The 13,156-nt window shown below is 70.4% G+C and carries 14 protein-coding genes; 12 read left to right on the forward strand and 2 right to left on the reverse strand.

What is annotated here, in order from left to right:
- The first annotated feature begins 2 nt into the window (after nt 1-2).
- The 12 genes from CJ010_RS24435 to CJ010_RS24490 all read left to right on the forward strand — a co-directional run bounded on the left by CJ010_RS24435 (nt 3) and on the right by CJ010_RS24490 (nt 10,378).
- On the forward strand, nt 3-1,037 hold the full coding sequence (locus CJ010_RS24435) for a DUF2169 domain-containing protein (protein WP_141020396.1): 1,035 nt from the start codon (nt 3-5) through the stop codon (nt 1,035-1,037).
- The gene (locus CJ010_RS24440; RefSeq protein WP_141020397.1) at nt 1,021-1,755 is read left to right on the forward strand and encodes an AHH domain-containing protein; all 735 of its coding nucleotides are present in this window, start codon (nt 1,021-1,023) and stop codon (nt 1,753-1,755) included. Before CJ010_RS24435 ends, CJ010_RS24440 begins: the two co-directional genes overlap by 17 nt.
- A gap of 17 nt (nt 1,756-1,772) precedes the next feature.
- Nucleotides 1,773-2,309: an imm11 family protein gene (locus CJ010_RS24445; protein ID WP_141020398.1), complete on the forward strand. Its 537-nt coding sequence runs from the start codon at nt 1,773-1,775 to the stop codon at nt 2,307-2,309.
- Between the two features lie 15 nt (nt 2,310-2,324).
- Nucleotides 2,325-3,371: a beta-ketoacyl synthase N-terminal-like domain-containing protein gene (locus CJ010_RS24450; protein WP_141020399.1), complete on the forward strand. Its 1,047-nt coding sequence runs from the start codon at nt 2,325-2,327 to the stop codon at nt 3,369-3,371.
- Between the two features lie 17 nt (nt 3,372-3,388).
- Nucleotides 3,389-3,766: a DUF4150 domain-containing protein gene (locus CJ010_RS24455; RefSeq protein ID WP_141020400.1), complete on the forward strand. Its 378-nt coding sequence runs from the start codon at nt 3,389-3,391 to the stop codon at nt 3,764-3,766.
- A 4-nt stretch (nt 3,767-3,770) separates the two neighbouring features.
- On the forward strand, nt 3,771-4,106 hold the full coding sequence (locus tag CJ010_RS24460) for a hypothetical protein (RefSeq protein ID WP_141020401.1): 336 nt from the start codon (nt 3,771-3,773) through the stop codon (nt 4,104-4,106).
- 22 nt (nt 4,107-4,128) lie between these two features.
- Entirely contained in the window at nt 4,129-4,563 is a 435-nt protein-coding gene (locus CJ010_RS24465) for a hypothetical protein (protein ID WP_141020402.1), read from the forward strand.
- 5 nt (nt 4,564-4,568) lie between these two features.
- Nucleotides 4,569-5,780, forward strand: a complete 1,212-nt coding sequence (locus CJ010_RS24470) for a hypothetical protein (protein ID WP_141020403.1) — start codon at nt 4,569-4,571, stop codon at nt 5,778-5,780.
- A 16-nt stretch (nt 5,781-5,796) separates the two neighbouring features.
- On the forward strand, nt 5,797-7,584 hold the full coding sequence (gene tagH / locus CJ010_RS24475) for a type VI secretion system-associated FHA domain protein TagH (RefSeq protein ID WP_168225018.1): 1,788 nt from the start codon (nt 5,797-5,799) through the stop codon (nt 7,582-7,584).
- A gap of 35 nt (nt 7,585-7,619) precedes the next feature.
- Complete coding sequence (locus CJ010_RS24480; protein WP_141020405.1) at nt 7,620-8,390, forward strand: PP2C family serine/threonine-protein phosphatase; 771 nt, start codon at nt 7,620-7,622, stop codon at nt 8,388-8,390.
- A gap of 30 nt (nt 8,391-8,420) precedes the next feature.
- Nucleotides 8,421-9,074: a glycine zipper domain-containing protein gene (locus CJ010_RS24485; RefSeq protein WP_141020406.1), complete on the forward strand. Its 654-nt coding sequence runs from the start codon at nt 8,421-8,423 to the stop codon at nt 9,072-9,074.
- Nucleotides 9,075-9,145: 71 nt separating this feature from the next.
- A complete protein-coding gene (locus tag CJ010_RS24490; RefSeq protein WP_141020407.1) occupies nt 9,146-10,378 on the forward strand; it encodes a hypothetical protein in 1,233 nt (410 codons plus the stop codon).
- A 43-nt stretch (nt 10,379-10,421) separates the two neighbouring features.
- Here the strand turns inward: CJ010_RS24490 and CJ010_RS24495 are convergent, their stop codons facing one another.
- The gene (locus CJ010_RS24495; RefSeq protein ID WP_141020408.1) at nt 10,422-12,428 is read right to left on the reverse strand and encodes a serine/threonine-protein kinase; all 2,007 of its coding nucleotides are present in this window, start codon (nt 12,426-12,428) and stop codon (nt 10,422-10,424) included.
- A gap of 24 nt (nt 12,429-12,452) precedes the next feature.
- Nucleotides 12,453-13,154 carry a type VI secretion system-associated protein TagF gene (tagF, locus tag CJ010_RS24500; RefSeq protein ID WP_168225019.1) on the reverse strand — a complete coding sequence of 234 codons (702 nt, stop codon included), beginning with the start codon at nt 13,152-13,154 and terminating at the stop codon, nt 12,453-12,455.
- Nucleotides 13,155-13,156 lie beyond the last annotated feature (2 nt).

The following is a 13,156-nucleotide window of genomic DNA, read 5'->3' on the forward strand; positions in this document are numbered from 1 at the left end:
CCATGCTGCAGGTCGTCAACCCCACACCCCTTCCCGCCGTGCTCTCGGTCTTCGCCGACCCGGATGGCGTGGAGTGCGCCTATGCCGCCGTCAAGGCCAGCTTCGACCTTTCGTCGGGCGTGCCGCGGCTGGCCGGGCGCCAGGCCAACTTCCTCGCCGCGGATGTCTATTGGGGCGACCCGGACACCAGCAGCGTGCGCGCCGCCGCCGACCTCACCCTCGCCAAGCCGGGCACCGACGTGCTGCTGCTCGGCCGTGCCGTCGCGCCGTCGGGGCCGGTGCGCAGCATGGCGGTGGATATCCGCGTCGGTCCGCTGCGGCGCCAGCTGCAGGTGTTCGGCGACCGTCGCTGGGTGCGCACCGAACAGGGCTGGGCGATCTCCGCCGCGGAGCCCTTCGAGCGCATGCCGCTGCGCTGGGAACTGGCGTTCGGCGGCTGCGCCGCGGCGGCCGACGGCGCGGCGCCGGAATACGACCCGCGCAACCCCGTCGGCCGCGGTTTCGTCGGTAGCGCCGAGACCGACATCGCCGGCCGGGCGCTGCCCAACATCGAAGACCCGGACGCACTGATCGTCACCCCGGCGGACCGTCCGCCGCCCGCCGGCTGCGCGCCGGTTGCGGCTGGCTGGCAGCCGCGCCTCGGCTGGGCGGGCACCTATGACGCAGCCTGGCAGGCCGGGCGCGCGCCCTACCTGCCGCAGGACTTCGACCCCCGCTTCTTCAACGTCGCCGCGCCCGGCCTGGTCGCGCCGGAACACCTCGTCGGCGGCGAAGCGGTGGACATCACCGGCTGCACCGCCGGCGCGCCGCTGCGCTTCACGCTGCCGCGGCTGGTGATCGCGCTGCAGTGGGATTTCGACGGCCGCCAGATCCCCGCGCGACCGCTGCTCGACACCGTGCTGATCGAGCCCGACCAAGGCCGCCTGCAGATGGTATGGCGGGCCCGACTGGCGGTGGACAAGAAACTCCCGCGGCTGCGCCAGGTTACGGTGGCTGCCAGACTCGACAAGGAGCAGGCCGATGACCCAGGTCGGTGAGGCCGTGCTGGTCGCCATGCTGTCGGCCGACGAGAAGGACGGCAAGTGCGAATTCCAGCCCGACCAGAAGCAGTGGAAGGCCAATCTCGACGGCGACGCCGCGACGCTCGGTCGTAACATGGGCAACCAGCCGAAGAACGCCGCCCGGGAAGCGGATCTTTCCGCCTCCTGCTGGCCCTCGCAAGCCCACCACCTGATCCCGCACCTCACGCTGAAGAGCCACCGCGTGGCGCAGTGGCTCAAGGAAGGTAGCGTGATCTACGGCGACACCCGCTACGACGTCGACCACCGCAACAACGGCAAGTGGATGCCCTACGCCTCCAGCCTGGCCGAATGGCATACCGCCGCCGCCACGCCAGCGCAGATCGGCCACAACCGCTCGCTGATGTTCAAGGTCATGCAGCTCGCGCAAATCCAGATGCACCAGGGCAAGCACAGCAGCTCGAACACCTATGGCATCGGCGAATGCGCCTACAAGGAATGCGTCAAGAAGTACCTGGACAAGATCGCGAACCACGCCGTTTCGCACTACAAGAAGCAGCCACCCTGCGAGGACTGCAAGGGTAAGAAGCAGGCCGACAAGCTGCCCCCGCGCGACAACATGGTGCGCTACGTCGACAAGGCCTCGGCCTTGCTGGAACAGGACATCAACTGCTGCCGGATCTTCGTGTCGCGCATCGCGGCCGAATTCGCCCAGGCCGGCGGCTTTACCGCGTGAGCATACGAGGACCCGACGTGACGTACTTCAGAATGAGCCGCCTCATCGACCCCAACGGGGCGGGGCTCTACGCGGTCAGCCACTTCATGACCGAGTTCAAGACCGGCCACCGCTTCGACGCCGACTTCGTGCCGCCGCTGGTGGTCCAGCTCGACCCCGAGCTGCCGAACGGCAAGCTGCCCACCTTTTTCGAGTCGCCCGCCTGGATCGGCACCCGCTCCTTCCACGCCACCCTGCTTGCCGCCGGCGTCGCCAACGTCGAGGCCAGTCCGGTCGAGATGCACGACGATGTGAACAACCGGGTCATCCACGATTACCTGCTGCTCAACATCGTCGGCCGCGTCGCCTGCGTGGACATGGCGAGGTCGGAGATCCGCTCGCTCGGCGACGGCATGAACATCATAGACAGGCTGGTCATCGACCCCGCCCGCGTGCCCGACCTCGACCTCTTCGTCGCCGATGAGGACACCGACTGCATGATCGTCAGCGAACGTCTGCAGCGCCACATCGCCGCCGCCGGCTACGGCGACATCCGTTTCGAATCGCTCGACTAGCGCCATACCGGCACCATGACGATCGTGATCCTCGGCGCCGGCTGCATCACCCCGATCGGACTCGGCCTGGCCGAGACCGCCGCGGCGGCACGGGCGCGCGTCGCCCGCCTGCGCGAAATCGCCATGCGCGACCGCCGCGGCGAGGCCTTCGTCGCCGGCAGCGTGCCCGACGACGGCCTGCCCGCGCTCGCACCGGCGCTGGCCGCGGCCGGTCTGCAGCCGCGCGAGGCACGCATGCTGCGGCTCGCCCACGCCGCACTGGCGGAGACGCTGGCCGTCCTGCCGGACGATACCGGCCCGGTGCCGCTGCTGCTGGGCCTGCCCGAGCACCACGCGCTGCAAGCCATCGCACCCGCCGACTTCCTCCGCCGCCTGGCGCTGCAAAGCGCGGCTCCGCTGGACCTCGCGCACAGCGTCGCCGTCACCCGCGGCCGCGCCGCCGGGCTGATGGCGCTGCGACAGGCAGCCGCACGGCTGGCAGCAGGCGAAACCCGCTACATCCTGGTGGGCGGCGTGGACAGCCTGCTCGACCTCTACGTGCTCGACACCCTGGCCATGGACGGCCGCATCGGCAGCACCGCCAACGGCGACGGATTCCGCCCGGGCGAAGGCGCGGCCTTCCTGCTGCTCGCCGCGCCCGGCTGCGGTGGAAAGGCGCTGGCTACGGTCGCCGGTGCGGCAAACGGTTTCGAGCCGGGCCACCTCTACGCCGAAGCGCCCTACCTCGGCGAAGGGCTGGCGGCAACAGTCGGCGGCCTGTTCGCGCAGATCACGCCCCCGGCGCCGGTGGCATGTACCTATTCGTCCTTCAACGGCGAGCGCTACTGGGCGCGTGAATTCAGCGTCGCGCGCCTGCGCAATGCGGCGCACTTCGCCGACGCCATGCTGATGGAGCACCCGGCCGAATGCTGCGGCGATCTCGGCGCCGCCCACGGCCCGCTGCTGGCGGCGCTTGCCGCCCACGGACTGGCCGGCGGCTACCGACCGGGCCCCTGCCTGGTCTATGCTTCGTCCGACCGCGGCGACCGCGCCGCGGCCCTGCTCGCCGCCGTCGCCGGCTGACCCCACCGGAGCCCGCCATGCCCTGCACCGTCCACAACATCAAGGGATTCGCGCACAAGACCAGCAACGGCGTGAGCATGGTCTTCCCCGACGTCTGCAACACGCCCTCGCCCGGCGGCCCCATTCCCATCCCCTACCCCAACATCGGCAAGTCGTCGGACACCACCGCCGGCACCACCACCGTCAAGGCCGACGGCAGCATGGTGATGGTGAAGGGCGCCAAGTACATGATGAGCGCGGGCGACGAGCCGGGCACCGCAGGTGGCGTGATCTCCGGCACCTTCAAGCAGGAGTGCGAGTTCCTGATGTACTCCTTCGACGTCATGCTGGACGGCAAGAACGTCTGCCGCATGGGCGACCCGCTGTGGCACAACAAGAAGAACATCTGCGGGTGACACGATGACTCAGCTGGGCGAACTGGTTGCAATCGGCCTGATCAAGGAACTCGACAACGGCGTGTGGCTGCCGGGCAAGCTCCCGGTGGACGGCAACGGTCTCAACCTGTGGGGCTCGGCATCGACCAGCCTGCCCGACAAGGACGACGTCGGCCGCAAGAAGGTGGTACGCGGCAGGGGCAGCGACCGGTGGTCCTACACACCGCTGTCCGGCCCGCGCGCCGGCAATCCCGGCGCCAACGCCGGCGGCTCGGTGATGACAGCCACGCTCGGCACCACGCTCATGGCCGCCAACATCGACACCTTGCGCTTCGTCCCCGCCGACGAATGGACATTCTGATCACGCCCCCGGGAGACCCGCGATGAGCACGCACCGAGTTGCCCTGCTGGCCGACAACCAGCCCACCGCCGGCGCCGACCCGGCCGCCGGCCCCGTGCGCGGGCAACTGCTCGCCATCGAAAGCGACGGCTGGCTGCTGGTCGCGGTCGCCGGCCGCGACCCCTGGCGCTGCCTGTGCCTGGAAGGCAAGCCGCTCGACGTCGGCGACAGCGTGCTGGTGCTGCCGCCGGGCGGCGCCGGGCCGGGCGTGGTGCTCGGCCGCATCGGCCCCTATCGCGACGCGCAACCGCAGGCGCGCCTGACGCTGGAAGCCACCGAGGTGCTGACACTCAAGTGCGGCGATGTCTCCATCGACCTGCGCGCCGCCGACGGCAAACTGATGCTGCGCGGCGACGACGTGCTGCTGCGCGCCAGGGGCACCCAGCGTATCCGCGCCGGCAACGTCGCCATCAACTGACGCCCATGGTCGCAATCGCTCCACTGCACCGCCACCGGCACTTCATGCCGGAACTCGCGCTCACCCACGCCGAAGAACTCGCCTACCTGTGGAGCCGACGCCGTGCCGCGGTGCATTCCGAGACGCTGACGCTGCGCGACCTCCAGCACCTGCACGAACGCATCGACGCCCACCTGCAGGGCATGCTGGTCGCCGGCCGCGAACTGCCGGCGCTGCTCGGCGAGTGGCTCGCATCCGACGACCGCGACGAGGTCTTCGCCATCGCCTGCGCCCTGCTGCGCGGCGGCGAACCGGCACAGGCCGCCATGGTGGTCGACAGCTTCCGCAGCGCCACCGGCAGCCGGCTCGACGGCCTGCGCGACGCGCTCGGTGCGGCCCCCCAGACCCACACCGAAGCCGCCCTGCGCAGCGCCCTGACCGGTGACGATCCGGCGCGTGCGGCCGCCGCGGCCGCCGCGCTCGCGACCCAGCGCCGTCTCGCCGCCGACGACGCCGCGCTGGCCCGGCTGCTGCAGGCCGAAGCACCGGCCGTCGCCGGCCTCGCCTGGCGCGCACTGACACTGATCGACTCCGCCACCAGCTCGCCGCCACCCTATCGCGAAGCCCTGCGCCGACCGCAGGCCGAGCTGCGCGGCGCCGTCCTCGCCGCCGCCAGCTGGCGCGGCGAAGCCTGGGTCGCGCAGGCGGCACGCCAGCTGGCCGAAGCCGGCGATCCGGTCGGGCTCGATTTCTGGGCGGCGGTCGGCGACACCGCTGCGACAGCGCCCTGGACCGCGCTGCTGGCCGCCCAGACCGCGCCGCGCCGCTGCGCCCTGCTCGGCCGCGCCGGCCATCCGGACGGGATAGAGCCGCTGATCACAATGATGGCCGCCGCCGAACCGCTCACCGCCGCCGCGGCCGGCACCGCCTTCAGCCGCCTCACCGGGCTGGAGGTCGACGCGCAACGCCAGACGCTGCCGATCAGCGCCGACGCCGACGATTTCGAACGCGAGTTCGCCGACGACGTCTGGCTGCCCGATGCCGAACGCGCCCGCCAGCTGTGGAGCCGGCACCGCGAACAGTGGTCGGCCGGACGCCGCTGGTGCCGGGGCCATGAAGTGTCGGCCACGCTGTCCTCGGCCGCACAGGCCACCATGGATCTGGCCGCGCGCTGGGATTTCGGCATGCGCGCCGCCCTCGCCGGCGCACGCCTGATGGCCCCGCCGCCGGTCATCTGAACGAATGGAGAAAGCAGTGTTACGCATCAGTGTGATCCAGGTGAACGGCTTTCCGCCGGCCAGCCCCCTCGCCCAAGATTTCGACGAGCGCGGCGGCACCATAGGCCGCGACGACAGCAACGCACTGACCCTGCCCGACCCCGGCCGCCACATTTCGCGGATGCAGGCGCAGGTGCAATACGACGGTACCCGCTACGTACTCGTCGACCATGGCGGCAATCCCACCCAGCTCAACGGCCGGCCGCTCGGCAAGGGTGCCAGCGCCACCCTGCGCGACGGCGACGAGATCGGCATTGCCGACTACACCCTGCGCGTGGAAGTGCTGCGCGAAACCTCGCGCTTCGGCAACGAAACCCATCCCAACCTCCCGCCGCAGGGCGATCCGCTCGGCCTCGGCCTGGAACTCGACCTGTCGCTGCCAGCCGGCGCACCGCCCGCCGAGTTCGGCACGCCTCCCGCCCCGGCACCCTTCAGCCCCGCGCCGGCAGCACGCGACGACGACCCCTTCGCCGTCTTTGTGCCGGCCGCGCCGGTGACGGCGCCGACACCGGCACCCGCGACGCCGCCTGCCGCGGCGCATGACGACCCCTTCGCCGCCTTCGCGCCGCCACCGCCTGCCCGCCCTGCTCCCCGGGCGCCGGACAACAATCCGGCCGATCCGCTTGGCATCGGCGGCCTCGCCCAGCCAGCCGAGGCCAGCTCGCTCGACGCGCTGTTCGGTCTCGATCAGGCCGGCGCCGGACACGACCCCTTTGCCGGTTCGCCGCTGGCCGACCCGGCCCATGCCCCGGCACCGATCGCCGGCGGCAGCGAAGATCCGCTCGCCCTACTCGGCGGCGTGGCACCCGCCCCCGGCCAGGATGCGGTGCGCAACGACTCGCCCTTGCTGCGCGACGCCTTCACGCCACCGCGCCTGATCGACGATGGCCCGCCGACGACGGTGAATCCGGCCGCCGCACCGCTGCCGCCGAAGACGCCCGCGGCACCGCAGGGCGGCGTCGTGTCGTGGGCAACACCCGCAGCGCCGGTGCAGTCGGCGCCGGCCCCCAGCCCAGCCGCGCCCGAAGTACGCGAGGCGCTGACCCAGCTTGTGCCGCCCCCGGCACCACGCGCCAGCGTCAGCATCAATCCACCGGCGGCCGCGGCGACGCCAACGCCCCCGCCTGCACCATCGCCGACCCCACCCGCCTACGCGCCGTCGGCCGACGGCGACGCGCTGCTCGCCGCCTTCGCCCGCGGCATCGGCCTGCCCCGGCTCAGCCCGGCCGGCGGACTGACGCCGGAACTGATGGAGCACATCGGCCGCATGCTGCGCGAGGCAGTGCAGGGCACGGTGGAGCTGCTGATCGCGCGCGCCGCCACCAAGCGCGAGGTGCGTGCCGACGTCACCATGATCGTCAGCAAGAACAACAATCCGCTGAAGTTCTCCCCCGACGTCGATTTCGCCCTGATGCAGCTGCTGCTGCCGCAGGGCAGCGGCTTCATGCAGCCGGACGAGGCCATGCGCGATGCCTACGACGACCTGCGCGCGCACCAGATCGGCTTCATCGCCGGCATGCGCGCCGCACTCGCCAGCGTGCTCGGCCGCTTCACCCCGGCCGAACTCGAAGCCCGCCTCACCAGCAAGAGCCTGCTCGACAGCGTGCTGCCGGCCAACCGCAAGGCCAAGCTGTGGGATCTCTACGAGCAGCGCTACAGCGACATCTCGCGCGAGGCGGAGGACGACTTCCACTCCCTGTTCGGCCGCGAGTTCCTCAAGGCCTACGAGGCCCAGATCGACCAACTGCAGCGCGACCGCGGCTGATCGGCCGCCCCCAGCGAGCCCACAACGAGAACACCATGCTCGACCTCCACACCGCCTACATTTCCCGCATCGGCCGCCGCAAGCGCAATGAGGACGCCTGCGGCTACTGGACTTCCGAGGAGGGCTGCTGCTGGGTCGTCTCGGACGGCGCCGGCGGCCACGGCAGCGGCGACCGTGCCGCCCAGATCGTGGTCAGCACCGTGCTGGAGCGCTTCTCCAGCCATCCCGCGGTCGGCGAGACCGAAGCCGTCGCCCTGCTCGAGACCGCCCAGGCCGCGGTCATGGCCGAGAAGAACGCCAACCCGGAAGGCGACAACATGCACGCCACCGCCGCCGTGCTGCTGATCGACGCCACGCGCGGCGAAGCGGTGTGGTCGCACGTGGGCGACACCCGCATCTACCTCTTCCGCAACCGCGAGCTGGTGCACCAGACGCGCGATCACAGCCTGGTGCAGAGCATGATCGACGCCGGCTACGGCAGCGTGGACATGATCCGCAGCCATCCGCAGCGCAGCCTGCTGACCTCGGCCATCGGCAATGCCGACGACCTCGCCCTCAGCGTTTCGGGCGCGCCGGTCGCGATCGGCCCGGGCGACGCCTTCCTGATCTGCAGCGACGGCTGGTGGGAGTACGTGGACGAGCCGCGCATGGCCGCCGAGCTCGGCACCGCGAGCTCGTGCTCCGACTGGCTGGAGCGGATGGCCGCGATAGTCGAAGCGCATGACAATCAACACAGCGACAACTACACTGCGATCGCGGTGCAGGTGCACAAGGCGGAACACGAAGTCACCGTATTGCTGCCCTGAATCACCCTTGAGCACGACAGGACAAACACCATGAATACCCGGATTGCATTGCTTCCCCTGTGCGCAGCACTGATGCTGAACGGCTGCGCCACCCTGGACGACAAGACCCAGAGCGCCGGCATCGGCGCCGCGATCGGCTGCGCCGCCGGCGCCGCGCTGGCGTCCCTCACCAACAACGATGCCGGCAGTGGCTGCGCCGCCGGCGCGCTGGTGGGCGGCATCGTCGGCTACATGAAGGCGCGCAACGCCGAAATCGAGGAGGCCAAGCGCGCCACCGAAGCCACCACCATGGTCAAGGGCGCCACGGTGTCGCCGGTCGAGACCCAGCAGGTGAAGGTGGTCGACACCAAGGCCAACAAGACCGACACGGTGGCCGCGTTCAAGTCGGTTTCGGTCGATATCCCCCTCAGTCAGGTCGACACGCCGGAAGGGCGCGAGGCGGTGCGCAAGCTGGAGGAATACGCCCGCAAGACGGCCAGCGAGCGCGGCGAGACCATAGACATGACGGTGGCCACCGCGCCCGGCAAGGGCGACGCCAGCGCCGCCAAGGTGACGCTGATGGAAACCATGGAAAGCTCCGGCAAGGGCAAGGTGCGCCACAGCCGCGTGGCCGATCCGCGTGTGCCGGCCAACGTCCAGCGCATCACCATCGAAGCCAAGAACCAGAGCCGCGTCGAAGTCTGACCGGTTCCGCCCCCCAAACCGCCCGGTCCCCCGCAGACCGGGCTTTTTTTCGCCAGCCACGAAGGCCCGCCATGACACCTCCGACCCGCCTGCTCGTCGCCTCCGCCCTGGCCGCCGCGGCCATTCTGCCCGCCGCCGGCCACGCCGCCTGCTCGGACAAGAACTTCGGCCTGTCCCTGAATGTGATTTCCACCAGTGGCACCGATACCGGCCAGCGCTGCGAAGACACGGCCGAGGATTTCTTCGACCTGCTCAACGACGCCACCTTCCAGCAACTGGTGCCGAGCTACACGGACATCGCCTTCGCCGAGGCGAATATCGACTTCAACGGCGTCCCGGTCACGCTGCAGTTCGATTTCGAGAGTACCGTGCTGAACTTCAGCATTCCGGCACTGGGCATCAGCGAGGCCTTTGCCGGCACCACCCGCGACGAGTCGGCCGACCTGCTGGTGGAGTACCTGAAGAAGAGCGGAGTCATGTCGGAGATCATCAAGTACCAGGCCGAGCATTCCGCCACCAGTCCGATCGCCGGCCCCGGCGGCCTGATCCCGAGCGCGGCGGCGGCCGACTTCGACGCGGCGATGTCCGACACCCTGCGCGAAATCGGCGGCAGCAACGCCGACAGCCCGACCTTCTCGATCGGGGCCTCCTACGGCAGCATGACGGTGGACGGCCGGGACGGCGAGGTGACCAACCTGCCGTTCTCGCGGGTGTGGCGATCCGATTCGACGCCGGGCCAGATGTTCACGCTGTCCGGATCGCTCACACTGGTGAAGATAGGCGGCGCAGAGGCCTATCACGGCGGGGTCGGCGCGGCCTTCCGCATGCCGGTCACCAGCCGCTGGGCCCTGACCCCCAGCCTGCGCTACGCGGTGACGGGTTCGGCCGACCTCGCCTCGGTCGCCGGCATGTATTCGGTAGGCGTATCCAGCACCTATCACATCCCGCTCGACGGCCTCGATCTGGTGATCGGCAACATGGCCGGCTACTACAAGACCACCAAGCTCTCGGTCGGCGATTACTCCTTCGACCCCAAGATCAAGACCTGGTCGCTGCGCAACGGCGTGATGCTGGCGCAGCCGGTCAAGCTCATGGGCCTGCCGCTATCCCTGGAGTACTCGCTGGTCGATACGCGCTACACCGGCGGCACCGAGTTCTTCGTCGACAACACCCAGGAGATCGGCATCTCGATCGGCACCAACCGCGGCGGCGACGTGGCCAAGAGCTACGCCCGCTTCGGCCTGCGCTACCTGCACGGGCGCGAAACCAACAGCATCACCCTGTCCGGCAGCTACTGGTTCTGACGCCCGGACGCGGCGGCCGGCCCCGGCTGCCGCAGCGACCACCTCAGTTGGCAGGCTGCCCCTGCAGCAGGCGGTCCAGGTCCTTGTTGAGCTGCTGCATGTATTCGCGCTCTGCCTTGAGCGTGTCGCTGTCCTTGGGCGCGGGCTTGGCCGCAGGCGCCGAGGGGCGCTGCGGCACCGGTTCGGCGCGACCGGCATCGGCCGCCTGGGCAGGCGCCGGTGCACGGGGCGCCGGTTTGGCGACTTCGGGCTTGGGTGCGGGCGGCAGCAACTCGCGGATGGTTGCGAGCTTGGCGCCGTAGCGACCGGAGCAGGGCTCCCCTGCCACGCAACGCGGCGTGCCGAGCAAGGCGCCGATATCACCGCCACCCGCCAGCACTGCCTCGAACTCCGCCCGGCTGGACGACAGCAGGTCGCCGTCGCGCTTGAGCGCGGCACGGTCGAAATCCCGCAACTGCTCCGACACTACCGCCAGCACCCGCCATTCGCCCGCCGGCTCCTGTGCCGGAAAGACCCACGGCATGCGCAGATGCGGCCGCGGCACATGGAAGGTGCTGCCCACGCCCAGCGTGCTGTCGGCGTCGGCATCGTTGGGGAAGAGGCGATACACCATGTCGTCGCCGCTGTCCCACAGGAACAGATAGAGATGGCCGGCGATCTTGCTGTCGAGCGAGAGCTTGAGCTGATCCTGGCCGACAGTGACGGTGGCGGGCGCCTCCAGGCGCGGCGTCATACCGGGGTCGGCATGGGCCAGCACCGCCTGGAAGGTTTCCGCCAGCGTCGGCGCGGCCGGCCGCGGCAGCGTCGGCGCGGTCGCCTGCACGGGCGGCGGTGGGGACGGGGCCGCCGCCACCGGCGCCTGGGGCGCGACTACCGGCGTCGGCTCCGGTGCCGGCGCACTGCCGCGCAGCAGCCAGTAAGCGCCGCCGACGGTTGCCGCCAGGGCCACCGCGGCACCGCCGATCACCAGATTGCGGGTACCGCTGCCGGGTTTGCCGACCGCCGGTGAAGCGGCGGCGGCCGGACGCGCGGTGCCGGCGACGACGGTCGACGCCGCCGCGGTGGTCGCGCCGGGCGGTGCGAACAGGGGCGAATCCAGGCCCCAGCCCAGCGCCTCCCGCATCTCCGCCATGCTCTGCGGCCTATCCTCCGCCTTGACCGCGAGACAACGATCGACGCCGCGCAGGAAGCGGTCGCTGTAGCGGCCTGCGGCCAGGGTGGCGAGCGGCTGGTAGCTGTCCTGCATCATGCGGCCGACCGAGGGCGGCGGCGTCTTGCCGGTGATCATGAAGTAGATCACCGCTGCCAGCGCATAGACGTCGGTCCACGGCCCCTGCTGCATACCGGGCATCTCTGCGTACTGCTCGATCGGCGCGTAGCCCGGCTTGAGGATGACCGTGAGCGCCTGGGTCATGTCGCCGATCACCCGCCGCGCCGCGCCGAAGTCGAGCAGCACCGGGCGGTCGTCGCGCAGCAGCATGATGTTGTCGGGGGCAACGTCGCGATGGAAGCAGCTTTCGCGGTGGATCAGTTCGAGCGCGTCGATCACCGGCGCCAGGATCTTGCGTATCCAGCTCTCGTCGGGCACCTCGCCGCGCGCCTTGAGCGCATCGCGCAGGGTGCGGCCGTCGTAGTAGGGCATGGCCATGTAGGCGGTGCCGTTGGCCTCCCAGAAGCGGTAGACCTTGACCAGCGCGGGGTGGTCGAACTGGGCGAGCAGGCGGGCCTCGTTCACGAAGCTGCGGCGGCCGATCTCGAAGGTCTCGCGGTGACGCTCGGAGCGCACCGACACGGTGGCGCTGGCGGTGCGCGCCGCCAGCGAGGCCGGCATGTATTCCTTGAGCGCGACCTTGCGTTCCAGCGAGTGGTCCTGGGCGAGGTAGACGATGCCGAAACCGCCCTCGCCCACCAGACCGATGATCTCGAATTCGCCCAGGCGCGCGCCCACCGGCAGCGCGTTATGCGGGTTTTCCTGGGCCTGGGGCGCCGCTGCGGCGGCACTCGCGCCGCCCAGCACCACCGTCTTGTCATCGTCTTTCGTGTCGGACACCGGTCTTGGATTCCTGTCGTTGGGTCACACCTGGCCAGGTGCGTACTGCAGCATGCGGGCGAACACCGCGGCGCTCGGCATGCCGTGGCAGGCAAAACCGCCCGCAGTGCCGTCGCCGCCCCGGCACCACCACAGGGTATAGGGTGCAAACAGCATGTCCATGGTACGCGCCGCGGCATCGCCGCCGAGATCGCGCAGGCCGCGCGCACCGGGCCGCTCCAGGCGAACGAAGGCGTCGCCGCGCAGCAGAGCCTCGCCGAGGCCGCAAGCCTGCGGCGCCGGAAAGAGCGGTGGCGGACAAGCTACCAGCCCGGCCTCGAAGCCGTCGACCGTCGCCTGCGGATCGAGGCCGCCGCGCGCTGCCTCCTCGAGCGAATCCATCCAGCGCTCCAGCGCGGTCAGCGCATCGCTGCCGAAGCTGAAACCAGGCAGCGGGGCGCACAGGGTCAGGGGGAAATAGCGGCCGACGCGATCCACCGAGGGCAACACAATACCGGCCCAGGTCTGGGTCTCCAGTGTGCGCTCGCCAAGCACGAACCCCCACACCGGGGCGGTGAGGAAAGCATCCAGCCAGGCGCTGCCGAGATGTTCCTGGCTGTAGGCCATGCCGCGCTGCAGCCAGGCATCCCAGGCGGCGACGAAAGCCTGAGGCAAACGCCGGCTGGCGAAATCGCCGAGCGCCGGCAGCTTGCCATACCAGCCTGGAGCGCTATCGCCGGGCAGCACGA

The sequence above is a fragment of the Azoarcus sp. DD4 genome (genome assembly GCF_006496635.1).
GTDB lineage: Bacteria > Pseudomonadota > Gammaproteobacteria > Burkholderiales > Rhodocyclaceae > Azoarcus.